Annotated in this window: 26 protein-coding genes and 1 tRNA gene; 7 read left to right on the top strand and 20 right to left on the bottom strand. The window is 35.9% G+C overall.

Going from position 1 to position 25,256, the window contains the following annotated elements:
* Nucleotides 1-123 precede the first annotated feature (123 nt).
* Nucleotides 124-270 carry a DUF2197 domain-containing protein gene (locus K8N75_RS04565; protein ID WP_223790916.1) on the top strand — a complete coding sequence of 49 codons (147 nt, stop codon included), beginning with the start codon at nucleotides 124-126 and terminating at the stop codon, nucleotides 268-270.
* A 106-nt stretch (nucleotides 271-376) separates the two neighbouring features.
* On the opposite strand, the gene K8N75_RS04560 is transcribed toward K8N75_RS04565, so the two are convergent.
* The gene (locus K8N75_RS04560) at nucleotides 377-574 is read right to left on the bottom strand and encodes a hypothetical protein (RefSeq protein WP_223790915.1); all 198 of its coding nucleotides are present in this window, start codon (nucleotides 572-574) and stop codon (nucleotides 377-379) included.
* A 418-nt stretch (nucleotides 575-992) separates the two neighbouring features.
* On the opposite strand from K8N75_RS04560, the gene K8N75_RS04555 reads away from it, so the two are divergent.
* Nucleotides 993-2,009, top strand: a complete 1,017-nt coding sequence (locus K8N75_RS04555) for a phosphorylating glyceraldehyde-3-phosphate dehydrogenase (protein ID WP_223790914.1) — start codon at nucleotides 993-995, stop codon at nucleotides 2,007-2,009.
* Nucleotides 2,010-2,055: 46 nt separating this feature from the next.
* Here the strand turns inward: K8N75_RS04555 and K8N75_RS04550 are convergent, their stop codons facing one another.
* Nucleotides 2,056-2,613: a hypothetical protein gene (locus K8N75_RS04550; RefSeq protein ID WP_223790913.1), complete on the bottom strand. Its 558-nt coding sequence runs from the start codon at nucleotides 2,611-2,613 to the stop codon at nucleotides 2,056-2,058.
* A 126-nt stretch (nucleotides 2,614-2,739) separates the two neighbouring features.
* Between K8N75_RS04550 and K8N75_RS04545 the strand changes: the two genes are divergently transcribed.
* The 4 genes from K8N75_RS04545 (at nucleotide 2,740) to K8N75_RS04530 (ending at nucleotide 5,936) form a co-directional block, all read left to right on the top strand.
* Nucleotides 2,740-3,378: a PHP domain-containing protein gene (locus K8N75_RS04545; RefSeq protein WP_223790912.1), complete on the top strand. Its 639-nt coding sequence runs from the start codon at nucleotides 2,740-2,742 to the stop codon at nucleotides 3,376-3,378.
* Nucleotides 3,379-3,415: 37 nt separating this feature from the next.
* Nucleotides 3,416-3,778: a DUF1801 domain-containing protein gene (locus K8N75_RS04540; RefSeq protein ID WP_223790911.1), complete on the top strand. Its 363-nt coding sequence runs from the start codon at nucleotides 3,416-3,418 to the stop codon at nucleotides 3,776-3,778.
* A gap of 164 nt (nucleotides 3,779-3,942) precedes the next feature.
* Nucleotides 3,943-5,085, top strand: a complete 1,143-nt coding sequence (gene pscS / locus K8N75_RS04535) for an O-phospho-L-seryl-tRNA:Cys-tRNA synthase (protein ID WP_223790910.1) — start codon at nucleotides 3,943-3,945, stop codon at nucleotides 5,083-5,085.
* 35 nt (nucleotides 5,086-5,120) lie between these two features.
* Nucleotides 5,121-5,936, top strand: coding sequence for a spore photoproduct lyase family protein (locus K8N75_RS04530; protein ID WP_223790909.1), 816 nt, complete (start codon nucleotides 5,121-5,123; stop codon nucleotides 5,934-5,936).
* 114 nt (nucleotides 5,937-6,050) lie between these two features.
* Here the strand turns inward: K8N75_RS04530 and K8N75_RS04525 are convergent, their stop codons facing one another.
* From K8N75_RS04525 to K8N75_RS04515, 3 genes are all read right to left on the bottom strand, one after another.
* Nucleotides 6,051-6,509, bottom strand: coding sequence for a GyrI-like domain-containing protein (locus tag K8N75_RS04525; RefSeq protein WP_223790908.1), 459 nt, complete (start codon nucleotides 6,507-6,509; stop codon nucleotides 6,051-6,053).
* 487 nt (nucleotides 6,510-6,996) lie between these two features.
* Nucleotides 6,997-7,461 (bottom strand): GyrI-like domain-containing protein, encoded by a 465-nt coding sequence (locus K8N75_RS04520; RefSeq protein WP_223790907.1) that lies wholly within the window; start codon nucleotides 7,459-7,461, stop codon nucleotides 6,997-6,999.
* A gap of 146 nt (nucleotides 7,462-7,607) precedes the next feature.
* Nucleotides 7,608-8,105, bottom strand: a complete 498-nt coding sequence (locus K8N75_RS04515) for a TIGR00288 family NYN domain-containing protein (RefSeq protein ID WP_048189793.1) — start codon at nucleotides 8,103-8,105, stop codon at nucleotides 7,608-7,610.
* Between the two features lie 557 nt (nucleotides 8,106-8,662).
* On the opposite strand from K8N75_RS04515, the gene K8N75_RS04510 reads away from it, so the two are divergent.
* Entirely contained in the window at nucleotides 8,663-9,469 is an 807-nt protein-coding gene (locus K8N75_RS04510) for a metallophosphoesterase (protein WP_223790906.1), read from the top strand.
* Nucleotides 9,470-9,511: 42 nt separating this feature from the next.
* Here the strand turns inward: K8N75_RS04510 and K8N75_RS04505 are convergent, their stop codons facing one another.
* From K8N75_RS04505 to K8N75_RS04435, 15 genes are all read right to left on the bottom strand, one after another.
* Nucleotides 9,512-10,405, bottom strand: coding sequence for an ATP-dependent DNA ligase (locus K8N75_RS04505; protein ID WP_223790905.1), 894 nt, complete (start codon nucleotides 10,403-10,405; stop codon nucleotides 9,512-9,514).
* A 16-nt stretch (nucleotides 10,406-10,421) separates the two neighbouring features.
* The gene (gene ku / locus K8N75_RS04500) at nucleotides 10,422-11,183 is read right to left on the bottom strand and encodes a non-homologous end joining protein Ku (protein ID WP_223790904.1); all 762 of its coding nucleotides are present in this window, start codon (nucleotides 11,181-11,183) and stop codon (nucleotides 10,422-10,424) included.
* A gap of 158 nt (nucleotides 11,184-11,341) precedes the next feature.
* The gene (locus K8N75_RS04495) at nucleotides 11,342-11,818 is read right to left on the bottom strand and encodes a YdhR family protein (protein WP_223790903.1); all 477 of its coding nucleotides are present in this window, start codon (nucleotides 11,816-11,818) and stop codon (nucleotides 11,342-11,344) included.
* A 94-nt stretch (nucleotides 11,819-11,912) separates the two neighbouring features.
* Nucleotides 11,913-11,997: transfer RNA gene (locus K8N75_RS04490), tRNA-Ser, on the bottom strand.
* 27 nt (nucleotides 11,998-12,024) lie between these two features.
* Nucleotides 12,025-12,333 (bottom strand): 30S ribosomal protein S10, encoded by a 309-nt coding sequence (rpsJ, locus tag K8N75_RS04485; RefSeq protein WP_013645952.1) that lies wholly within the window; start codon nucleotides 12,331-12,333, stop codon nucleotides 12,025-12,027.
* Between the two features lie 60 nt (nucleotides 12,334-12,393).
* Nucleotides 12,394-13,635 (bottom strand): translation elongation factor EF-1 subunit alpha, encoded by a 1,242-nt coding sequence (gene tuf, locus K8N75_RS04480; protein WP_048189789.1) that lies wholly within the window; start codon nucleotides 13,633-13,635, stop codon nucleotides 12,394-12,396.
* Nucleotides 13,636-13,694: 59 nt separating this feature from the next.
* A complete protein-coding gene (locus K8N75_RS04475; RefSeq protein ID WP_223790902.1) occupies nucleotides 13,695-15,887 on the bottom strand; it encodes an elongation factor EF-2 in 2,193 nt (730 codons plus the stop codon).
* Between the two features lie 39 nt (nucleotides 15,888-15,926).
* Nucleotides 15,927-16,490: a 30S ribosomal protein S7 gene (locus K8N75_RS04470; RefSeq protein ID WP_223790901.1), complete on the bottom strand. Its 564-nt coding sequence runs from the start codon at nucleotides 16,488-16,490 to the stop codon at nucleotides 15,927-15,929.
* Between the two features lie 16 nt (nucleotides 16,491-16,506).
* Nucleotides 16,507-16,932 (bottom strand): 30S ribosomal protein S12, encoded by a 426-nt coding sequence (locus K8N75_RS04465; RefSeq protein WP_223790900.1) that lies wholly within the window; start codon nucleotides 16,930-16,932, stop codon nucleotides 16,507-16,509.
* A 154-nt stretch (nucleotides 16,933-17,086) separates the two neighbouring features.
* The gene (locus K8N75_RS04460; RefSeq protein WP_048189785.1) at nucleotides 17,087-17,518 is read right to left on the bottom strand and encodes a NusA-like transcription termination signal-binding factor; all 432 of its coding nucleotides are present in this window, start codon (nucleotides 17,516-17,518) and stop codon (nucleotides 17,087-17,089) included.
* Between the two features lie 5 nt (nucleotides 17,519-17,523).
* Nucleotides 17,524-17,820: a 50S ribosomal protein L30e gene (locus K8N75_RS04455; protein ID WP_048189784.1), complete on the bottom strand. Its 297-nt coding sequence runs from the start codon at nucleotides 17,818-17,820 to the stop codon at nucleotides 17,524-17,526.
* Between the two features lie 10 nt (nucleotides 17,821-17,830).
* Nucleotides 17,831-18,985, bottom strand: coding sequence for a DNA-directed RNA polymerase subunit A'' (gene rpoA2 / locus K8N75_RS04450; protein WP_048189783.1), 1,155 nt, complete (start codon nucleotides 18,983-18,985; stop codon nucleotides 17,831-17,833).
* A gap of 84 nt (nucleotides 18,986-19,069) precedes the next feature.
* Nucleotides 19,070-21,682: a DNA-directed RNA polymerase subunit A' gene (locus K8N75_RS04445; RefSeq protein ID WP_048189782.1), complete on the bottom strand. Its 2,613-nt coding sequence runs from the start codon at nucleotides 21,680-21,682 to the stop codon at nucleotides 19,070-19,072.
* Between the two features lie 79 nt (nucleotides 21,683-21,761).
* Entirely contained in the window at nucleotides 21,762-23,573 is a 1,812-nt protein-coding gene (gene rpoB / locus K8N75_RS04440; RefSeq protein WP_223790899.1) for a DNA-directed RNA polymerase subunit B, read from the bottom strand.
* A gap of 144 nt (nucleotides 23,574-23,717) precedes the next feature.
* Complete coding sequence (locus tag K8N75_RS04435; protein WP_223790898.1) at nucleotides 23,718-25,220, bottom strand: DNA-directed RNA polymerase subunit B''; 1,503 nt, start codon at nucleotides 25,218-25,220, stop codon at nucleotides 23,718-23,720.
* Nucleotides 25,221-25,256 lie beyond the last annotated feature (36 nt).

Raw genomic sequence — 25,256 nt, 5'->3', positions numbered from 1 at the left:
TAGATAAAAAGTTATTGATAATTTAAAAATTATATAAAAACCGCTTAAATGTTTTAAATTCACTACTGACTTAAATTAAAAAAATTAATATGTGTCAAAATCTATTATTAATATGGTGATACAATGGCTGAACAAGAGACCGTGAAATGTGGAAGATGCGATAAATGGTACAAACTGGAAAAAGAAAAGATCGCAAATATCAAAAAAGAAGGCAAAGTAAAAGAATATTTGTGTCCTGAATGTGATGATGAAATTAAAAAGGGCAATTAGGATTATAAAGCTATTTCATTTTTTTAGATTCATAAATTATTTTTTTTAGATTTTTCTTAAAACCTAAATAGAAATCAATATTTATTCAAGTAATTATCCTATAGAATTATTTTCTATCTCTGTTTATTGCATATCCAATAATTCCAAGAGTCATGGTGAGACTTGAAATATTCCCAATTAATCCTGCAGCTACAGGATTACGGATGTATAATATTGAAACAGTGAAAATAACTATTGCAATCAATTCAATTCCAATCATCAACCCAAATAATCCTAAAATTTTATCTAGATTATCAACTATCATGTTTTATCACCTTTTTAAAACCATGTCTGTTGGTAAATGAATAGAAAAAATCGAAATTTTCGAAGTAATTCTAAACAATAACTAATTCATTTTCATATTATATCATTTATAATGTAAAAGTTAAACTACTTAAATTTTTTTATATGTTCCAAAAATACATATTTTTCAAGCCAATAAATTGAACAAATTAAATTAATTTTATTAATTTTCTTTTGATGTCATAATAAATAGAAACTGGAATTAAATCATAAAATTTATAATACAATGAATAATATAAATTGTTTTTAAGAAATAGTATTTTATGTCAAACCCCTTCTAAAGAAGTTAACATTATTAAAAATCTCAAAGAATTTGAATATATTTGTAAAGTTCATTTATAGCAGGAATAACTTTTAAAATTCCATAATGGAGGTCAATTATGAAAGCTGTTGGAATAAACGGATATGGTACCATAGGTAAAAGAGTTGCAGATGCAGTAGCTGCTCAAGATGACATGAAAATCGCAGGAGTCACAAAGCGAACTCCAAACTTTGAAGCTAAAAGGGCTGTTGAATTAGGTTATGATATTTATATGAGTGCCCCTGACAGAGAAAACCTCTTTGAAGAAGCAGAAATTCCTGTTAAAGGCACAATTGACGAGTTATATGATAAAATAGATATTATGGTTGACTGTACTCCTGGAGGAGTAGGTGCAAAAAATAAGGAGATTTATGAAAAGATGGGTGTGAAAGGTATTTTCCAAGGTGGAGAAAAACATGACCAGATAGGAAAATCCTTCAATTCATTCTCAAACTTCAATGATGCACTTGGAGCAGACTATGTAAGAGTAGTTTCCTGCAACACTACAGGCCTTTGTAGAACATTAAATCCAATAAAAGAACTAGGAGGCATTAAAAAAGTTAGAGCTGTTATGGTAAGACGAGGTGCTGATCCTGGTCAAGTTAAAAAAGGACCAATCAACTCAATAGTTCCAAATCCCCCAACTGTACCATCACACCATGGTCCTGATGTTCAAACTGTCATGTATGGACTTAACATTACAACAATGGCAATACTTGTTCCGACAACACTTATGCATCAACATAACCTAATGGTTGAACTTGAATCTGATGTGAGTATAGATGATGTAGTTGAAACCTTTGAAAAAACTCCGAGGGTTATTCTGGTGGATGCTTCAAGGGGTCTTGGCTCAACAGCAGAAATAATGGAATATGCAAAGGATCTTGGAAGACCTAGAGGGGATTTGTTTGAGATAGCAGTTTGGAGAGAATCGCTAAACATTGTAGACAACGAATTGTATTATATGCAAGCAATACACCAGGAATCAGATGTTGTACCTGAAAATGTTGATGCAATAAGAGCAATGCTAGAAATGGAAACAAATTCTGAAAAATCCATTGCTAGAACAAATAAGAATATTGGTATAATTGGATAAAATCCAATATTCCCCTTTTCTAAATATGAAATATCTTGATAAAATACTAATCCAGTTTAGACTGCATTTCCAGAGGGATTATAACTTTTATACCTTGTTCTTCAAATTCTTCCTTGAATCTTAAATCCTTCGTGAAAATATAGGCTCTTTCCTCGAATCCATAGGAAATATAAAGTTTAAGCTGTCTTAATGTAGCTCCAAAGTTCTCTATTTTAGGTTTTATTTCAATGAAATATCTTGAATAGTGTTGTTGATGATCACGAGAATAGTCTACAATATCGTTGCTGTCACAGTTTGGACAGTTATCAGTATTTTTATGGGTGAAATTGCAATTTTGACATATGTATCGTGGAACTATAAAGATAATGTCCGGAGCACCAACCCTAAATCCGCTGTTTGAAACTATATACTCCTCTGCATGTATCTTCACATGCCCCCAATCCCATTTTTCTGCTTCAGGATTATTTTTAACGATAATTTTCCTTAAATTTTCTTTTTTAAGGAGCCATAGCAACATTTTATCATGTTCTGGTGTTTTAAGTTGAGCATCATCTATTTTCCAGAATTGATCAAGACTTTTAATAGGTGTTTTTTTCCCAGTCATAAACAATCTCCAAGGTATTATAGTAAATGATAAGATTTTAAAGTTTATGATCCTTTCGTTACCTTGTAAGATTATCATTAAAATGAGTATATCCAATAAATATAATGAGTTCCAAAAATTACTAATATGAAATACGACTTCCACACCCATACTAAGTATTCCTCTGATGGATATATGGAGCCAAAAATGCTTGTGAAAGTTGCAGCTAAAGCTGGACTATCAGGAGTTGCAGTAACAGATCATAACACCATAAAAGGAGGTTTAAATGCTAAAAAACTTGCTACTAACGAAATTGAGATTATAGTGGGTTCAGAAATTCTGACTGATAGGGGAGAAGTCACAGGGATTTTTTTAACAGAAGAAATAGAAAAAACGTGCTTTTTAGATGTTGTTGAGGAAATAAAGGCACAAAATGGAATTGTCATATTGCCGCACCCCTTCGATGGCATAAGGAGCACATCATTTCATCCTGATCCCCAAGACGTTAAATTTATTGATAGCATGGAAGTTTTCAATTCAAGGTGTGTACGTCAAATTTACAATGATATGGCCAGAAATTATGCCTTAGAAAATGATCTTGAAATAATTGCGGGTAGTGACGCCCATTTCGAAAATGAAATAGGAAATGCTGGTGTTAAAACTGAATCTGATAATATTAGGGAAGCTGTGTTAAACAGTGATTTCACTGTTTTTGGAAAGAGATCAAACATTATAAATCCTGTAACAACCAAATTACTTAAAATTTGGAGAGGTTCCAATAGATGATGATAAGTATAATCATTTAATTAAGGAGCTATAATTTATGGAAAACAAAAGAATAGATTTGGATAAATATTTATCCCCATTTACTGATGATATCAGTATATTGGTTAGAGATCTAAGGGCTAAGATTCTTAAATTGGATTTAGATTTAGATGAAGTTATTAAATGGAATAATATAATCTACGAAAAAAATGGATTGGTTTATGCAATTGTTGTGCACAAAGATCATGTTAACCTGGAGTTTGCTAATGGTATTGAACTTTTAGATCCAGATGGAATGTTAGAAGGAACAGGGCAAAAAATGCGTCATGTGAAGATTCGAAATTCTGAAGAAATTGAATCAAAAAAACTTACAAATTTGATAAGGGAAGCTCCATATCTAAATACTACTAAAAAAATTTAGATATTTGATTTTATTATTTAGAAAAAAATTTTATTTTCTTAATTTATAAGCTAATTTTATCACGATAATAATTAATAGAAAAAGACAAAAATAACATAGTGATCAAAAATCTGATATGATTTGAAGATTCTACATAATTTTATGAAAATTTGCAGGTGAATTATATGGAATGTCAAGATTATGGACTTACTAGAGACACAGAAAGGAAAAACCTCAATTTAAATCCTCTTCAAAGAGGAGGAGTACTGCCTGTCGCGGCAAGAAAGGCACTTTATGAATTTTCTGATGGTTATAGTGTATGTGATTACTGTGTGGGAAGACTTGATGAAATATCAAAACCAGAGATAAAAGGTTTCCTTGATGATCTTGCCTCATTCATTAACACTGATCATGCAAGAACAGTTCACGGGGCACGCGAAGGCAAATTTGCAGTTATGCATGCGCTTTGCAAGCCAGGCGACACCATAGTCATTGATGGAAATGCTCATTATACAACTCATGTTGCTGCTGAAAGGGCTGGACTTAACATCGTTGAAGTTCCTAACAGTGAATATCCAGATTATAAAATAAATCCTGAAGGTTACAAAGAAGTTCTAGATGATCTAACAGACCAAGGTGAAGAAGTAAGCTTGGTTCTTTTAACACATGTGGATGGTAATTATGGGAACTTGACAGATTCTAGTTCAATAGGTAAAATTGCACATAATGCCGGAGTTCCTCTACTTTTAAACTGTGCTTATTCCATGGGACGTTTGCCAATTGATGCTAAGGCATTTAACGCAGATTTTGTAGTTGGAAGCGGCCACAAAAGTATGGCTGCTTCGGGCCCAATTGGAGTATTGGGTTTGAAGGAGGAATGGGCAGACATACTACTTAAAAAGTCCAAAAGACATGCTGTGAAGGAACTTGAAATGTTGGGTTGCACTAGTCGTGGCGCACCAGTAGCAACTCTTATGGCTTCATTACCATTCGTTATTGAAAGGTTGAAAAATTGGGATAATGAAGTCCAAGACACTAGGAAATTTGTTGATCAAATGGAGAAAATTGAAGGTGTTGTGCAGCTGGGAGTGAAACCAACAGAACATGATTTGGTTCGTTTTGAAACACCTGTGTTTGACGAAATAGCAAGTAAACATCCACGAAGAGGGTTCTTCCTCTATGAAGAACTTAAGAAAAGGAATATAGTTGGTATTAAACGGGGCCAGACAAAATGGTTTAAGTGTAGTATTTATGGTTTCAGTAAGGAACAGAAGGACTATATTGGGGAATCTTTCATTGAAATAGTAAATAAGTACCATGAAATGTGAATAATCAATTCTGCAGATATATTAATAGGGCTGTTATGAAAATACAAGAAATAATATCCAAATCAATAATTTCTAAAACAGGAATTCCTTCTGCAGATTATGTTATAAATCCATATATTGGGTGTATTCATTCATGTTTTTATTGTTATGCAAAATTTATGAAACGTTTTACAGGTCATAAAGAGAATTGGGGCGATTTTATAGATATTAAAATCAATGCTCCCGCTCTCATACCCGTATTGAAGGATTATAAATCTTCAAAGTATACTGGTAAACGAATCCTTCTTTCTTCAGTAACTGATCCATACATTCCTCTTGAAAGGAAATATGAAGTTACACGAAAAATATTGCAAAAGCTCATTCCTCATCAGCCTCATTTAATCATTCTTACCAAATCTGATCTGGTTATAAGAGATCTTGACCTTATAAAACAGTTTGAAAATAAAGAGATAGGATTTTCATTCTCAACCCTAGAGGAAGATATTCAGGAAAAAGTCGAACCTGGAGCATCATCTATTAAAAATAGATTAAAGGCCCTTAAAACTATTCATGAAGAGCATATAACAAGCTATGTATTTGTAAGCCCTATTATTCCATTTATTACTAATTGGAAGGAGATAATTAGTCAAACTAGAAGTTATGCTGATTATTTCATGTTTGAAAATTTGAATATTGTTGGTAATATATGGGGTTCTGTTAACAGGTGGCTTAAAACGGAATTCCCCGATATAATTCAAGATTATAAGGATATCTATTTTGAAGATAGTATATTCTGGGAAAGAATTGAAGAAGAAATAATTACATTCTGCCAAACTGAAAAACTTGAATGTAAAATGTACTTCCATCATTGATTTCTAATTTCTATTTTTGATCATTAAAATCTTGGATCATGTGAATATTACTTCCAAATCTAACCCACAATAAATGAATATTGCTGGCATATACTTAATATAAAATTTATAATATCAAATTTTAACAACAGGAAATTGTATTTCTGTTAACAGATCAGATTCGGGTACTTCCATAGGGCTGTTGAAGTATATCTCAATGGGTGCACCAATCATTTGATATCCATCTTCAATAACTTTGTTCATTAAAACTTCATACACGGGACCAACTTCACTGTAAGGTCCTTTGTGAATAGCAGAAATGACTTTTTGAACAGGCATGGTTTTTATTTTTACCTTTCCTGCTTCTGATGCTTGTCCTGCAAAAGGAACTCCCATTTCATATTGCATATCTTGAGGTGCGACTTCAGCTGGACTTGTGTAATAAGCAGAATATGGTGGACCTGTCATTTCAACATTTTGTGCCATCATCCAATCAACTATCTCCCCAATTAAATCACCCATATCCTCCACGGGTCCTGTATAAAATATATATGCTACTTGCTTTTCTTCAGTTTTTTTCAGTTTGATTTCCATATTAAGACCCCCTGAATAAATTATTGATCTATAAATATTCTGTTCTAATTTATATAAAAATTAAGATTATTGAAATTTATAATTATTTATAAAATCCTATTTAGCACATATTAAAAACACTTTAACTATCCCAAAAAATGTTTCTTACAATAATAATTTAAGTTCATCTGTTTTAATGGAGAAATATTCTATATCAAATCTTTTTAATTGATATTCAACTGTTTCCACAGTTTTTTACCAAAAGATATTTGAAATTTTCCAAATAATTCTTCTGCAATTTCAAATCTTCTTGTTGAAGGCCAAATATTTTCAAATATCTTTTAATCTTGTTAAATTTTTAAATTAAAGATTCATATTATGGAATTGTATCATATTTGAAATCAATTTCTGATATATGAGGATCTATTCTAGGGGTTGCATTGAAATCGTTTCTCAGTTATTCCATTTCTATTGAAAGATAAAAAAAATATTTTAGGTAAACTGAATATTAACCCATTTTAATCACTGGAAATCTTACTTCAGTTAGTAACTCTTGAGGCGAAACTTGACTAGGATCGTTGAGGTAGACCTCTGTAACTGGACCTACTACATCATACCCATTTTCTGCTGCATATTTTGCTATTGCACGGATTACAGGACCTACATTAGTATAAGGTCCTTTGTGTACTGCTGCCAGTACTGAATGTTCTGGTATCTCTTTATACCCCAATTTACCTTCTTGAATCTTTAAATCTCCCTTAAATGAAAATCCTATTTCATATTCAAGTTCATCCTCTGAAACTTCATCAGGACTGTTGAAATAAGAACCGTATACCATGCCAGTCATTTCTAAACCATCATCAATAACCCACTGACCAACTTCTTGCATATGCTCTGGAATTTTACTATAACTCCCTTTAAATTGTGCATAAGCTACTCTTGTTTCTTCTATTCTTTTTTCTACTATCTCCATAACAAACTCTCCAGAATTTACTTATGTCATCATTATATAATAAAAATTTTTATCCAACATAAGGATTTTACTTTAAAAATAACAATGTAAATTTCGAAAAAATATAATGAAGTAACTAAAAAAAAAGAATTGAAAAATGAATTAAATTAAGCTGCGCTTGGTGGTTGATGTGTTTTTAGAGTAATTGTACTATCTGCACAATTCTTTAAAGCTACACTGAATCCGGGTTCTGCTCCAATTACAATAGTTTTTTTCCCGTGTTCTTTGGCAACATTTATTAATGGGAAGAAATCCACATCACGAGTCATAATGGCAATCACATCAATATTAGGATTGTGTATAAGTTCAAACGCCTCAACGGCAAGTTGAACATCTGTTTCCCCTGCTACGATCATTGGTGAAAATCCCTGATTTACAACAGCCTCTATAAGCTTGTCTGAAGCGTATTGATTAAGAAAAACTTTACCAACTTTGATATTACCATGTTCAGAAATTAAATCTCTTACTGTATCTAAATTGCAGTCAAATTCTTTTCGAAGCATATTAGGACCGTCTACAAGAAGTCCTATATTTTTTCCGTGTGAATTTTCTCTTATAAGTGGAATGTAATCTTTAAATGAAGTTAATTTATCAAAACGATGCATCTTATCTCTCCAATTTATATTTAATATTGTTTATTATTTGTTTAAAAATTATTTGTAAGCTTGAAAATTTTAGTATCTACTTTCTTGAGTTATGTATGTATATTTGTATTGTTAATAAACGATAAGTACCTATGCCTAAATCACACCCAAATTAGATCGGCTTTGTATCACTTCTTATTTGTAATTTTAGACTTTTATTTAGGTTAAAAAAAATATTAAGGAGTTTCAAAATTTAATGTTGGGCTATTATAGAAAGGTGATTATTATTTTGAACATCTTTATTACAAATCTTGAATTATTTTCTCAAAGATTTTGGTGTTTAAATTAGATTTAAAACATATTATTGGAAAATAGGCTAACAAAAACTTAAAATAAATTTGAGCACTAACATATTTTAAAATATCCATAGTCAACCAACCATTTATTTACTATAAAATATAATGAAAAAGATAGCATTGGGGAAAATAAATTAAATTCCAATTTTATTAGACTTTTTTTTAGAAAAATAATATTCTAAATTTAAATTATTTTATTAAAATATATGAAAGGATGCTAAAATGTTAAAAAAATTAATTTTAATTATTGTAATTCTAGGGATATTTTTTGGTGCCTACTCCTTTGTTGAACCTTATCTCATTCAAACCAAAGAAATCACAATTGAATCAAGTCAGATTCCACCAGAATTTGATGGAAAGCATATAGTTTTTTTAACAGATATTCATTATGGTTCATTTTTTAGTAAAGAAAGAGTAGACAGCATTGTAAACCAGACCAATGAGTTAAAGCCAGATATGATCCTCCTTGGTGGTGATTATGTTACTTCTGACTCTTCGGCAGTTGGACCTGTTTTTTTATCCTTATCAAAATTAAAGGCACCTTTAGGGGTTTATGGTGTGTTAGGAAATAATGACCCTAAAAATGTATCAATTCATGCTATGCAAAATGCAGGCATCACATATATTGGGAATAATGGTGCATGGATAGGCACTAATTCTTCTAGGATCAGAGTGGGAGGAGTAGCAGATATGGACACAGATGTTCCAAACCAACTTCCTATACTACAAGATATAACTCCTGAAGACTTTGTTATATTGGTTACTCATAAACCGGACTATTTTCCAAAAGTTTCAAAATCAAGGGTTGATCTGGTATTTGCAGGACATACTCATGGCGGGCAAATTACTTTATTTGGACTTTATGCTCCATTTATAAAATCTCAATATGAACAAAAGCATCTTAGTGGCGTTACAAAATTGGGCAATGATACAATGATAATAAGCAATGGTATTGGTATGGTATGGGCGCCGGTGAGATTTTTTGCACCTCCACAGATAGTTGTTGTTACTTTAAAAAGAATGACTTGAGTAAAAATTAACATATTTAAATTACTCTATTTTTTTTTAAAATTATTCCCATCTAAATCTGACCCATACAGGAGCTCGGGGAGATCTTTTGATCATCTCTTGCATCTTGATCTCTGCTAAAAGAGGTTTAGATGTGATTAATATTTCTGGTTCCACATCAGGAGGTACTGTTATTTGGAGAGGTGCTTGATTTTCCTTAAGAAGTTTTAATATATCCTTTCTATCTTGGTCACTGAAGCCTGTCCCAACCCTACCAAAATATTTTCCATTCTTTTCCATTAAAAGAGCACCAAATGGTATACTACTCGTGCTTTTAGTGGCTCCTATTATACATACATCTACTGTGTCTCCTTTTTTAATCTTCAACCAATTATCTGATCTTTTTCCAGGTTCATATTTAGAATCTAAATTCTTGATAACTGCCCCTTCATAACCCTGTTTTAAATAATCTTGAAATTGATTATCTGGTTTATCTACTTCTTTAAATGGAACAATTTCTATGTAGTTTTCTGGATGTACCACCTTCATTAATATGCTTTTACGCTCCATAAGAGGCCTGTTTATTAGATCATCTTTTTCATATTGTAATATATCAAAAATATTGAATGTTGCTGGGATCTTTCGTGATAGTAAACTAATTTTAAATCTATCTTCAACATTTCTGTTTAATAACTGTCTAAAACCTCCTTTAACAGTCATTTCACCATCAAGTATCCATTTATCCCCATCAACTTCTTTTTTCAATGCTTTTACTATTTCAGGAAATTTATAGGTTGCCTGAATATTTCTACGGGTCCATAAATCTATTTTATCACCATAACGGACAGCTATTATCCTCTCACCATCATATTTTGGTTCGATAATCCAAGTACCAGTTAATTTCAAATTCGTTGGATTTGTTAGGGTTGCCAGCATGGGTTCAATCATGTTGGGCATTATAAATCACCATTTTCTATTCTTCCAGCATCTTTTCTAATTCAGCTTCAATTGAACGGGTTTCGGGTACTTTGAATTCACCCACTACCACTTCTTCACCTATGAATTTCCTTTCAACAAGTTCCTTAACCTCTTGAGTGTATGTTTCTGTGTATTTTGACCAATCAAACTTGAATGTCATCTTTTCAATAGCCTTAACGCCCTTATCAACCAAGTCATCTTCAACTTCTGCATCTAATACTTCAACTTCTTCTATTGGCTTTACTTGTTCATGATATAAAAGCTGTTTTAGGAGTAAACCTTTTTCATATGGTTGTAACATTCCAAGATACTCGTTGGTTCTTGACACCCACTTAACTACCGCTACTTTATTGCTTTTATTCATTGATTCTTTTAAAAGAAGAAAACTTTTACCTGCCCCTCCCTTCTTTGGAGAATCTGTACCTAGATAATATGGTTTGTTCAGTGCTTCCATAGGGATTTCTTTTATGTTGCAGAAACCTAATATTTCCATAATTTTTGTTGAAAATGGTTTGAGAGAATCTAATTCCTCGTCAGTGAATTTAAGACATTCACCCCCAACAATATATGCTTTTATTATATCTTCAGGATTGAGTTCCTCACCATCCTTTTCACACACCTTTTTATAACGAACTCTTCCACAATCAGTCTTATGAACTTGGTGAAAACTGACATGAAGAGTTCCACTTGCAGCATATTGACGGACAGGTATGAGAATTGAACCAAACGATAAATATCCCGACCATATTGACCTCATGATCACCCTCCAAAAAGTATTATGTTTATATTTGGATTTGAAGCCATAAATTATTTTTTACTTAAAATAATTGAACTGAGAATTTTTAGAGAGTTTCCTAATAAATAGTATATAGAATTTAAAAAATAGAAATAAATTATAATAAATTATTGATGTTTTTATAGTTCTAAATGTCTTAGATGATCAGCAAGACCAATTTCTGGAATTATCTCATATGAAACAGAACCTGGAATGGATCTTTTAGCCATAAAATTCATTGCAAAAGAATTGACATATTTTTCAGCTTGTTCAACACTGTTCCATTCATATAATCCCTGGAAATCTCCGTTTCTTCTATTTATCATCCAATATTTTTCCCTGAATCCGGGAAGACCAAGTATAAATAACATTGGCAAAAGTGAATATTTTATGTTTCTTTCGGGTGACATTCCGTTTACATGAAATCTGACACATAATACTGCTGGTTTTTGCCCTTTCTGATTTTTTGATTTTTTTATTACATGTCTAAATACAGTGAATCTATGGCCATCTAACATTTGTACAGTTTTATTGATTTCATCTCTTTTGAATTGTATTTTACCTATTGTGATTCCTGTTATTGTTTTTATGAAAGTTGATATTTGGGTGTAACTCATCGAGCATCCTCTCTAGGTGTGATATGAATTGGTAATTTAAAAATTTAAAATAGAATATAAAAATTTATTATATCAAACTTTGTAAGGGTTTGAACGCCGGGACTGGGATTTGAACCCAGGTGGAGTCAAACTCCACAGGATCTCAAGTCCTGCGCCTTCCCTGGCTAGGCTATCCCGGCATGATATAAAAAAGGGGTTAAGCTATATTAGCTTTTTAATTCGATTTCTATGCTCACGTTGTCTGGTACATTGACCTTCATGACTTGACGCATTGCACGTTCATCTGCTTCAATCCCAACAAGTCTCTTGTGGATTCGGAGCTCCCATTTTTCCCATGTTGCTTTTCCCTCTCCATCTGGAGATTTACGGGTTGGCACCACAAGTTTTTTGGTTGGCAATGGTATTGGTCCGGATAGGTCCACGCCTGTTCTCTCTGCTATTCTTTTGAGCTGATCACATACATATGCAAGTTTCTCAGGATCTGTACCTGTGAGTTTTATTCTGGCTTTGTGCATTCCAATCCTCCATAAAAATAAAAAGAAGGTTTAATATTACCTTCAGTTATTATCTGTAAATTACTTCGCTGGTACGATATCAATACACATTCCAGCTGCCACTGTTTGACCCATGTCCCTTATAGCGAATCTTCCCATGTGTGGAATTTCCTTGATCTTTTCGATTACCATAGGTTTTGTTGGTCTGACAACAACAAATGCTGCGTCACCAGTTTTAAGGAAATCTGGGTTTTCTTCTTTTGTCTGACCTGTTGCTGGGTCCAATTTTTTCTGGAGTTCCATAAAGGTACATGCAACCTGTGCTGTGTGACAGTGGAATACAGGTGTGTATCCAACGGTGATAACACCTGGGTGCTGTAGTACAACGATCTGTGCTGTGAACTCTTTTGCAACTGTTGGTGCATTTGATGTATGTCCAGCTACGTCTCCTCTTCTGATGTCGTTTTTACCAACACCTCTGACGTTGAAACCTACGTTGTCACCTGGTTCTGCTTGATCAAGCATTTCGTGGTGCATTTCGATAGTTTTTACTTCTCCAGTTGAGCCCGGAGGTTCAAATATGATGTTGTCACCTTTTTTCATTATTCCAGTTTCTACTCTTCCCACTGGGACAGTTCCGACACCAGTGATTGAGTAAACATCCTGAACAGGTACCCTTAATGGTAGCTGTGTTGGTTTTTCTGGAGCTTTGAGTTCAGCAAGGGATTCAACAAGTGATGGTCCCTTGTACCATGGTGTGTTTTCAGATGATGTTGTGATGTTGTCTCCCTGGAATGCAGAGATTGGTATGAAGTTGATATCTTTTGGTTTGTATGCTACTGTTTTGATTAAAGCAGATACTTCTTCTTTGAGTTCGTTGAATTTTTCTTCATCGTATTTTACAAGATCCATTTTGTTTATTGCAATGATTAATTGGTTGATACCTAGAGTTCTTGCAAGGAAAGCATGTTCTTTGGTCTGTGGCATTACACCATCGTCAATTGCAACTACTAATACGGCTGCGTCTGCTTGTGATGCACCGGTAATCATGTTTTTAACGAAATCCCTGTGACCGGGACAGTCCACAATTGTGAATTCATATTTAGGAGTATCGAATTTTGCGTGTGCAAGGTCGATTGTAACCCCTCTTTCTCTTTCTTCTTGGAGCTTGTCCATAACAAATCTAAACTTGTTTTCACCTTCTGAGAGCTGCTGTTCAGCTATAGCTCCTGATTGTAAGAGAATGTGTCCGACAAGTGTTGATTTACCATGGTCTACGTGTCCAATAAACGCTAAGTTCATATGTTCTTTTTGTTTAGCCATAAAATATACCTCCATTTAACATTTGTATAATTTTATTAGTTTTATTCATTAATTTTTGATCAGCCTATGTAATGGTCTGGTCCGTAAGGCTCTGGAGTTAATCCTTTCCTAGCTCTTATCTCTCTTATAATTGTCTTCTGAAGTTCAGGAGGCAATCTTACAAAGCCAGCACTCTCTGTTGACCAGAGACATCGACCTTCAGCAGCAGATCTTATATCTCCTGCGAATCCGAACATTTCAGCAACAGGTACAGTTGATTCCAATGTAGCCATGTCTCCTTCTTGTGACATGTCCACTATCTGTCCTCTTCTGTTCTGTATTTCCCTAGTTGCTGCACCCATATAGTCTTGTGGAACGTTGATAAATACTTTTTGTATTGGCTCCAATAGTGTTGGGTTAGCCAGCATGATTGCACCGTACACAGCTTTCCTTATTGCGGGTAAAACCTGAGCAGGACCCCTGTGAACAGCATCCTCGTGAATTTTAGCGTCTTTGAGTGTTATTTTAAGTCCCATAACCTTCTCTCTGGCTATTGGCCCATCATCAAGTGCACTTTCAAATCCTTCGAGTAGAAGTTCTTTTATCTCATCCAGGTACTGGATACCACGTGTCATATTGATAAAGAGAGATCTTTTGTAAACATCCCATACCTTTTTGGCCTCGTCCTTGGGAAGACCATACTCCGTGAAGGTTGAAGTGTTTTCTTTCTTTTTAACACGGCCTTCTTTGATCTTTCCGTCCTGAATGGCATTGAAAAGTTCGTCGGATAAAGGTTCTATGTCAATATAATACCTGTTGTGCTTGTTCGGAGATTTTCCTTCGACAGGGCCTGCTTTTCCGGCAATAGTTTCCCTGTACACAACGATTGGTTCTGAAGTCTCGATTTCCACACCTTTTTCATCTATACGGTAGGTTATGATCTCAAGGTGAAGTTCACCCATACCGGATATGAGGTGTTCGCCTGTTTCTTCGTTAATCTCAACTCTCACAGTTGGATCTTCCTTTCCAATTTGTCTTAAAACTTCTATGAGTTTTGGAAGGTCTTTGGTGCTTTTGGCTTCGACTGCAACCGTAACAACTGGTTCAGATATGTGTTCAATACCTTCAAAGGGATCGATGACTGTTCCAAGGTTGGTTACTGTTTCACCAGCCATAGCATTCTTTGCACCGGTTATAGCGACTATGTTTCCTGCAGGAACTTTATCTGTGTTAATACGTTCTGGGCCCATGTAAACTCCTACTTGTTGGATTCTGGCTTTTCCATGGGATCCTACGAAATATATTTCAGATCCTTTTTCTATGGTTCCACCATAAACCCTTCCAGTTGCAATTTCACCTGCATGTTTGTCTATGCTTACGTTTGTGATCATCACAGCAAGTGGTGAATCTGGGTCGGTGTTAATCATACCCTGCCCTTCAACAGATTCTATATCACCATTCCATATACTTGGCACCCTGTATCTCTGGGAGACATCAGGACTTGGAAGGTGGTCCACAACCATCCCTAAAAGTACATCGTGTATAGGGACTTTGTCTGCTAAGTCCTTCTGTTTGTCGTCTCGACAAGCTTCACGAATATCGTTAAATGTTATACCTGTTTTCTGCATCATTGGAACATTTATAGCCCAATTATGATATGCTGAACCAAATGCAACACTTCCATCCTCAACTCTTGCAAGCCATTCCTTCTTGAACTGCTCTGGAGCCATATTTTTTATGAGCTTATTAGCACTGGCTATTATCTTAAGGAACCTGTTCTGTAATTCATCTCCCTCAAGTTTGAGCTCGTTTATAAGACGATCAACCTTGTTTATGAATAAAACAGGCCGAACATTTTCTTTTAAAGCCTGACGCAGAACAGTTTCTGTCTGTGGCATTATACCTTCAACTGCACATATAACAACAACTGCACCGTCAACAGCTCTCATTGCCCTTGTAACATCTCCACCGAAGTCAACGTGACCAGGTGTGTCTATGAGGTTTATTAGGTACTCATCTTCCCTGTACTTGTGGACCATTGAAACGTTTGCTGCATCTATGGTAATTCCTCTTGCTTGTTCCTGGTCATCAAAGTCCAGAAACCGCTGATCACCTGCAAGTTCTCTAGAGATCATGCCAGCTCCAGCCAGGAGGTTGTCAGATAGTGTAGTTTTCCCATGGTCAATATGGGCTACAATACCGATGTTCCTTATATACTTAGGAGTGTACATCAATTCCTTAATCTTATTAATCATTTTAGTACGTCTACTCACCAAAATCACCTAGTAACCAAAATTTGTAATCATTTAATATTAGTGGGCAGATCTTGCAATTCTCTCTTTTTCTTCCTTCTTTCCGATTGCAAAGCTTCTTGTATCGTACTCTGCAGCAAAAAGAAGTTCATCAGCAAGACATTCTTCTACAGATCGTTTCCTTTTGAATGATGATTGTAGAGCGCCTCTTGTTAAGAATCCAACAGCCAGATCAACCCTTCTCTGTGGTGCTATATCCACTGCAACTTGATATCCTATTCCACCATACTTTATTCTGGTTGTTTCTTCACGTGGAGAAGTGTTTTCTACCGCTTTCACTAGAACCTGAATAGGGTTCTTTTTTGACCTCTGGTTTATAATATCCAATGCCCCTTTAACTATGTTGTAAGACTTGTTCTTTTTCCCAGAGTTTCTCTGTGTTCTCATGATTTTGTTCATGAGTCTTTCAACTATGGAAACTTTGGATTTTGCGAACTGCCTTTTAACATGCCTTCCTAGGGTGTGCGGAACCAGAATTTCGTCAAGGCAAATGTAGTTTACAAGACCTAAGTCCTCTACCTTCACCTCTTCTAAATCCCATTTATCGAAGACCTTAAAACTCATTAAAATTACCTCACTTTTATCTTACAGGTTTTTCTATTCTACCTATAACCATTTGTTGTAATGATACGTTGTTAACTTTTGTAACCTTCCATCTAACACCAGGGATATCACCCATAGACCTTCCTGAAGGCCCTCCGATTCCCTCGATCATGACTTCGTCATGTTCATCAATGAAACCTATTGCACCGTCTCCTGGAGCGAAGGCTGTTAATTGTTTACCATTTTTTATAAGCTGGACACGTACACATTTCCTTATAGCAGAGTTTGGCTGTTTTGCCTCTACACCTACTTTTTCAATAACGATTCCTCTAGCTTGGGGTGCGCCTTCAAGTGGATCTGCTTTTACATCTAATCTAAGAGCTTTCCTCTTATATTCCACATCCTTCCACCTGAAATTTTGTCTATTCTTTTTAAGCTTTTTTGCTGCGAAAAGTCCTGGCAAATGAAATTCCTCCTTGTAAATATTACAATTTAATTAAAGTTATCAGATATTCAATTTATGATTATTTAATATAATATCATTCGATGATAATCAACGAGTAACATTTATTATATTTGAATACTATGATTTGAATCATCTTTTTCTTCGTTCTTCACTATTTTATAATAATGTTATTTATATTATGCTGTCTCTTGGCCAAGAGTCTGGCTCGTTCAATATTTTGGCCACCCTTCCCAATAGCAGTTCTTTTATTTCTTGAATCTGTTTCAAGAGTGGCAATCTTCTCCCCATTTTCCTTCTGAAGTATTCTTATACTTCTGATCTTGGCCGGAGCCATGAGATTACCTATGAATTCAACTTGATCATCAGAGTGTTCAATAACCTCAACACCCTTGTCAACTGTTTTTTGAACCTTGGCAACAGTACTGCCTCTTTTTCCAATGGCAAGTCCCATATCTCCCTTTTTAACAAGGAAGGTTAATTTACCATTTTCATCATCAACTAAAAGGTCCTTTACCATTGCACCGGTCATACTTTCAAACAGTGCAATGTACCTTATTTCATTGGTTGAAAATTTTATAGTCACAGAAACTACCCCATAATCTCTAATATAGTGGAGTCACCAGGATCCTTAATAATTAACGTTGCAACTGTGAATGGTTTACCACATACAGATCCAAGATCCACACTTGTACCATCATAATTGTAAACAGTGATATCTGATAATTCTGAATACTGCTCAACATCTTCCCTTATATCTTTAGGACAGTTACCTGCAAGTATCACGAGCTTACCCTTTCCAAGCTTCAGCTCCTGAATTGATTTATCAGATCCTAGTATAACATTACCTGTATCTACAGCAACTCTTATTCCTCTATCTATATCCATCTACTGCCTCCTATTTCTTCTCTTTCATAATGACGCCAACAGACCCTGTTCCCAGTGGTATTGGCTGCCCTATTATAATATTTTCAATTATACCAGTGAGGTGATCAATTTCTCCCCTAATACTGGCTCTTAAAAGGTGTTTACCTGTTTCTTCAAAAGAAGCTCTTGCAAGAACACTGGCCTTTTCACCGCTTATACCGTGTCTTCCAATGGATTTTACCTTACCATCAGCAGTCATCATATCTGCAACCAGCATTATATGCCTTACATCAACTGTAAGTCCCTGTTCTTCCATTGTACTCTGTGCTTCATGTATGATTGCATTTCGCGCTGCCTCTACTCCTAAAACCTTCTCTACCTCATGGATGTCATTAGTGCTTGTTCTAGTCTTATTAACACCTTCCATTTTGAGGACGGCTCCAAGATTTGAACCTTCAGTGTGTATAGCCCATTCTGCACCTTCTTTCCTGATCACAACCTTCCCGATGTTTTTAACACCACTTATCTGGAGATCGCGGACCTTATCAGCTAAAAGTCTTAATTCTCTTATTGCATGTTTAGGATCAGAAATCGTAGGTTCAAAACTGAGTAGGTTCTTATCTATTTCTACTTTCTTAAAAGCTTTTTCTATCTTGGCTATGATCTCGTCATGGTCTAGTCTTTTATCTTCAACCTTGGCTTCATCGATCTCGATGGAAAGGTTCATATTTGCATAATTGACGTTAAAATCCTTTAGAATATCATTTAAGACAATTTTACCAATACGATTGGCTATTCGCCTTACGAATTCTTCGTCTGCACTGTACTCTTCATCGAAGTATATTCCCATTGTTGGAGTTGATATCTTCTTTCTGGCGTCAACAATTTCTATTAGACGCGGCAGTCCCAATGTAACATTCAGCTCTGCAACACCTGCATAGTGAAAAGTACGCATGGTCATCTGAGTACCAGGCTCCCCAACAGACTGTGCAGCAACAGTACCAACTGCTTCTCCATTTTCGACACCTGCACGCTGGTTTGCCTTTTTAATTTCCTTAACAAGTTCATCTAATTCCTTGTCATTTAATTCATGTCTTTCGGCTGCTTCAGCTATTTCATAAATAAGTTTTTCAGGAAATTTGGTCCTTTTCTTCTTAACAACCTTTTCTACCTTCTCTATGTCCACAAAACCACCTGATCCTAAATTACGTCCCAATCAAATAATATCAAATAATTCATTAAATAAAAGTGGATGCGATGAATCCTTTGGTTATTTAACCTTGGATTTTATTCTCATTTCATCGATCATCCTGTCTATATCTGCAACTTTACCATAGTCACTTTTTGCAGGGTCTATACCATCTTCACCATATTCTGTTTGGATGATAACTCCCCTGTTGTCCCTCACAGTTCCATCTGGTTGTACATTCAGATCCTGGAGGGCATTAACAAGTCTTCGTTGCATGTAACCACTCTGTGCAGTACGTATAGCTGTATCCACAAGTCCTTCCCTTCCTCCCATTGCATGGAAGAAAAATTCTAGTGGGTCCAGGCCTTTTTTGTAGCTTGAGTGAACAAATCCACTTGCCTTTGCACCTAATTCTCCAACTTGGAAATGAGGTAAGGTACGTTTACTGTAACCTCTCTCTATACGCCCACCACGAACAGACTGCTGACCTACACATGCTGCAATCTGGGTCAGGTTCAACATTGATCCTCTAGCACCTGTAAGTGCCATTATAACTGCATGGTTCTCCATTCCAAAGTAACTTTCTGCTATTTCACCAGACTTGTCCCTTGCTTCACCAAGTACCTGCATTATCTTCATTTCGAGTGTTTCCCTCAGACTTCGGCCAGGGAGGGCTTCTAGTTCTTCATTATGGTATGCATCGATAAGTTTTTCAACCTTTGCCTCTGCATTTGCCAATAACTCCTCTATACGGTCCTTGGCTTCCCTTGGTATTTCTTCGTCTGCGGTACTGGTTGTGAAACCCCTTTTCATTATTCCAGATATTGCAAGTTTTGTTGATGCATCAAGGAATTCACGTGCCTTGTCTGTACCATACTCCTTGACTATGGAATCAAGTATCTTACCTGAAAATGCACCATATGCTTTTTCATCCATGGCTCCCGATCTAATCTGTCCATTTTCAATAACAACATATGCATCATTTTTACATTCCTGTTTAAGGCATTCATCACATTTTCTGCATATCTCTGCCTTGTAAACCATGTTCAGATCCTTTGGAAGCAGCAGGCTAAAAACCTGTTTTCCAGTCCACTCTTCACCTGTTGGTTTTGGTAATGGCATTCTTGCATGTTTAACCATTTGGAATACATCTTCTTCTGAGAAGTTTGAACCTTCTCTTGTTAGAAGATATGCGCCAGATATATGATCGTGTATTCCACCTATGATAGGTCCTCCAAATCTTGGGGAGAGTATGTGTTCCTGAACCCTCATAAGGGACTTGGCCTCTGCACGGGATTCTTCTGTCTGGAATACGTGCATGTTCATTTCATCCCCATCAAAATCAGCATTGTATGGTGGACATACACATAAATTCAATCTGAATGTTTTGTAGGGTAAAACTTTAACTTCATGGGCCATCATTGACATCCTGTGGAGAGAAGGTTGCCTATTGAATAAAACTACATCTCCATCCATTAGATGTCTTTCTACTATGAAACCAGGTTCCAATTTTTCGATAACAGTTTCCTTGGTCTCGTCATACACCCTTATCTTCCTTTCATCTGGTCGTATAACATAATTAGCTCCAGGATGCTTTTTTGGACCGTTCATAATGAACTTCTTCATTGCATCCATATTCCATTCAGTTACAAAAACTGGTACAGTAACTTCTGTGGCAATCATCTCCGGAACTCCTACCTCATTTATACTGATGTTTGGATCTGGAGATATAACTGTTCTTGCAGAGAAATTTACCCTTTTACCGGATAAATTACTTCTGAAACGTCCTTCTTTACCTTTTAAACGTTGTGCAAGTGTTTTAAGTGGCCTTCCTGAACGATGTCTAGCAGGTGGCACACCAGATGCTTCATTATCAAAGTAAGTTGTAACATGGTACTGTAAAAGTTCCCAGAGATCTTCAACTATCAGTTGTGGTGCTCCTGCTTCCATGTTCTCTTTAAGTCTCTGGTTGATCCTTAAAATATCAACAAGCTTGTGGGTTAGATCATCTTCAGATCTTTCCCCTGTTTCAAGTGTTATTGAAGGCCTCACAGTTACTGGTGGAACTGGAAGTACAGTTAAAACCATCCATTCGGGTTTCGCAATATCACGATTTATTCCAACGAATATATACTCATCATCAGGAATGGTTTCTAACCTTTCCCTTACCTCACTTGCAGTGAGTTTATAGTTTCCTTCAACTATTGAAACTGGTTTATCAATTTTGACATCTTCCTGTTCTTCTGCACAGTGAGGGCATTTATCTCTTCTTGCAACAGTGTAAATTTCTTTAATAATTGCTGTTATGCTCTCCTCATTTTTGAGGTGATTCTCTATCTTTTCCCTGTAATCTACCATTTCAGATTCTGTTAAGAGAACACGTCCACAGTCTTTGCAAGTTGATCTAAGTACTTTATGAATTGTGTCTGCAAAACCAACATGTATAACTGGTCTTGCTAGATTTATATGTCCAAAGTGTCCTTGACAATCTCCACCCTTTGATCCACAGGATCTACATCTAAGACCTGGGTCAATAACTCCCAACCTTGGGTCCATGAGTCCAGCTTCTATTGGATATCCGTCCTCATCGTAGGTGTCTGGTGTTACAATTTTGGTAACGGACATTTTTCTTATGTTCTCTGGAGACATAAGACCAAAGTTGATTTGGGAAATCTTTTTTAAAATTCCTTTCAAGCTCATTCTCTCCTTATTATTATGTGCGTTTATGGGCTTTTATTCTTAATTCCAGCATCATATCCGCTTTTGTTCGCCCCTATGCTTTATCTTCAAGAACTAATTTTGGGAATATACAAAGGCTCTTGAGTTCGTCGAGTAAAAGTTTGAATGCATATGAAATCTCAACTGGGAATGTTTCTGATTCTCCACATATTGCACAGTATTTTTTATCTCTTATTCTGTCGTATATGGCTATCATTCCACAGTCTTGGCATACTAATGCTTCGTATTTGTCGGATTCGTCCAGCAGTCTTTCTTTGAGTGCTAATGCTGCTCCGTGTGCAATGAGACAGTCTCTTTCCATCTCTCCAAATCTTAAACCACCTTCTCTTGCTCTTCCTTCTGTTGGTTGTCTTGTTAAAACTTGTACAGGTCCTCTGGATCTTGCATAAACTTTGTCAGCAGTCATATGGTGCAGTTTCTGGTAAAATGCGACTCCAACGAATATTTCGGATTCTAATCTTTCACCGGTTATTCCATTGTAAAGTGATTCACGTCCTGCTGTTTCAAAACCATTTTTCTTCAGGAGTTCCATTATCTCGGATTCCTGTTGACCACCGAAGGGAGTACCATCCATTCTGGTTCCTTCCATGGTCCCTGCTTTGCCTGCTATCATTTCAATAACTTGCCCAACTGACATCCTTGATGGAATTGCGTGTGGGTTAATTATTAAATCAGGAACTACTCCTTCTTCTGTGAAGGGCATATTTTCCTGTGAAACTATAAGTCCAACAACTCCTTTTTGTCCGTGTCTTGATGCGAATTTATCACCAAATTCTGGCTGTCTCTGATCTCGAATCCTTATTTTTGCGAGTTTACTTCCTTCTACAGTTTCTGTTAAGAGTACGGCATCTACAACTCCATGTTCTCCGTGTCTTACAGTTATAGATGTTTCACGTCTTCTTTCTGCAACTGTTCCGAATTCGTCTATCTCTTCAAGGAACCTTGGTGGTGATGTTTTACCGATTAAAACATCTCCAGATTTAACTTCTACTTCAGGGTTTACTATTCCATCCTCATCCAGGTGTCTGTAAACTTCTTCTGATCTGTAGCCCCGAACTATGTTCTCTGGTACTTCAAACTTGTCTTCCTGTCCTCCAGGATAACGTCTTTCTGAGGCTTCATATGACCTGAAAAATGATGATCTTGCAAGTCCTCTCTCTAGTGATGCTTTGTTCAGTATGAGGGCATCTTCCATATTGTAGCCCTCGTAAGACATAACTGCAACAACGAAGTTTTGTCCTGATGGACGTTTATCATATTTAGTTGCATCCATACTTCTGGTTTTGACCAGTGGCACCTGAGGATGGTGAAGTAAATGAGCACGTGTATCTGTTCTCATGTTGTAGTTTGAAACGTAAAGCCCTAGAGCCTGTTTCGTCATACCTGCTTCCATTGTATTCCTTGGTGATGAGTTATGGTTTGCAAATGGAATGATTCCTGCGCATATTCCGAGCATTGTGGATGGATCTATTTCTAGATGTGTATGGTACTCGTTGATTTCGTTCGGGAACATGGCTATGTAAGAATTTTCTTCCTCTTCTGCATCCATGTACTCGATGATTCCTTGATTTATAAGACCGTCCCAGTCAAGTTCTCCCTCTTGAAGCTTCACAATATGTTCTTCTGTGAGTTTTGATTCACCTTCATCCACAATTATTAGTGGTCTTCTAGTTCTTCCTGGATCTGTGAACAGGTATATTTCGTCTGTTTCATGGTAGTGGGTTATGTTCATCTCGGGGGATACTTCACCAGATCTTCGTTTTTCCCTCATGGACATTACAAAGTCTTCTGGATCATCACAAGTCCCGATGATCTTACCGTTAATATATATTTTGGATTTTTTCACGAATTTGCCCCCAAAAAGGATTTCCGGGTTTGAAGAGAATTTAATGGTTTATAACGCTTAAATTCTATTTTTTGCGTTTTAACTTTCTCAACAAACTCCAATTTCCAACAAAATTGATTATCCTTTGGATTATCATTAATTGGTTTATAAAGTTTGTACAGGGTTTATAACTCCCATCTTTTTAATTACAGCTTCAAGTTCCTCTGGATCTGAACCCTCTGATATCTTGGCAAGTATTGCAAGGTTCTTCACCAGTCCACAGTTAGGGCCCTCAGGTGTTTCATTGGGGCATATTTTACCGAACTGTGTTGGATGCAAATCACGAGCTTCAAAGTGCGGTTGACTCCTACTTAATGGAGATACAACCCTTTTTAAATGTGATAATGTTCCCATGTAACTTGTTCTATCGAGTAGCTGGCTTACACCAGCGCGTCCTCCAACCCAGTTTCCCGTGGCAATTGCATGTTTTATGTTTTCAGTTAACACATCTGAACGAACAGCTTGTTTTACAGATGGTTCTTTACCTCTTGCAAGACTTCTCTCAAGCTGATAAGTCATATCTCTTGTTAAACTGGTAAATGCTACTCTGAAAAGGTCTTCCATTAAATCTCCAGATACCCTAAGTCTCTTATTAGCGTAATGGTCCTTATCATGTGGTTCCCTTTTTTCAAATACAACTTGGAGAAGCATCTCTGTCATTTCAGCCAGATAAGTCGCCTTTTCAGCTCTTTTTTCTGGTTCAACACCAATATGAGGGAGTAAATATTTGTCTATAACATCCTCTGCTCGTTTGATTCTATACTCCTCTGTCATACCTTTTGCAACCCTGTTTCCAATGTATTTGATTGCATCGTACTGTGTCATTATTTCTGAGGTCTGTATATCATCTATTAGAAGGAATTGTATATCATTCTCATCTGAAACACTTGTAACAAGATCCTGATCTGTTTCAAATCCTAGTGCTCTTAAAAGAACAACCAGAGGGATTTCTCCAGGTACGTAAGGGAATGAAATTCTTAAAAAAACACCTTTTTTACGTGGTTTTCTGTATTCAAGGGTTATACGAGCCCTAAATCCACTTTTTATCGATGTCACTATTGCCCTTGCACGCCTATCCTCTTTCTCACCTATTCTCTCAAGAATGATCTTGTTGGGGGCAATTTCTTCCATTGTTACAATGGCCCTTTCTGAACCATTCACTATGAAATATCCTCCAGGATCCTGCGGATCTTCACCAACATCATCAATTTCTTCTTCACCTAGTCCATTGAGATGGCATATATTTGATTTCAACATCACAGGTAGTTCACCAATGTAAACTTTCTCCATGTCTTGTTCCTCATCACCTTTTTTAGTGAGGGCCATTTCAAGGTACATGTGTGCAGAATATGTCAGGTTTCTAAGTCTGGCCTCTGTAGGAAATATTTTACTGTTTGATCCATCTGCCTCTTTAATAAAAGGCTTCCTGATCTCAACATTCCCCGTCTTTATAGTGTATTCGCCTTGTTCCAGGACAATTGGCTCTGTTATATCAATTATATCCTGTATTCTGTGATTGACAAAGTCGTTGTAGGATTTGATGTGGTGGTCTACCAAGTTGTATTCATCAAAAAATGCATCAACTAGTTCCCATGCATTTTTTACCATTAAATTCCTCCAAAAAACAATTCGATTTAAATTCCT

The organism is Methanobacterium spitsbergense, from assembly GCF_019931065.1.
In the GTDB taxonomy this organism is placed as follows: Archaea; Methanobacteriota; Methanobacteria; order Methanobacteriales; family Methanobacteriaceae; genus Methanobacterium_B; species Methanobacterium_B spitsbergense.
Note: the sequence above shows the minus strand (reverse complement) of the source record. Positions and strands in the feature narration are given on the sequence as shown.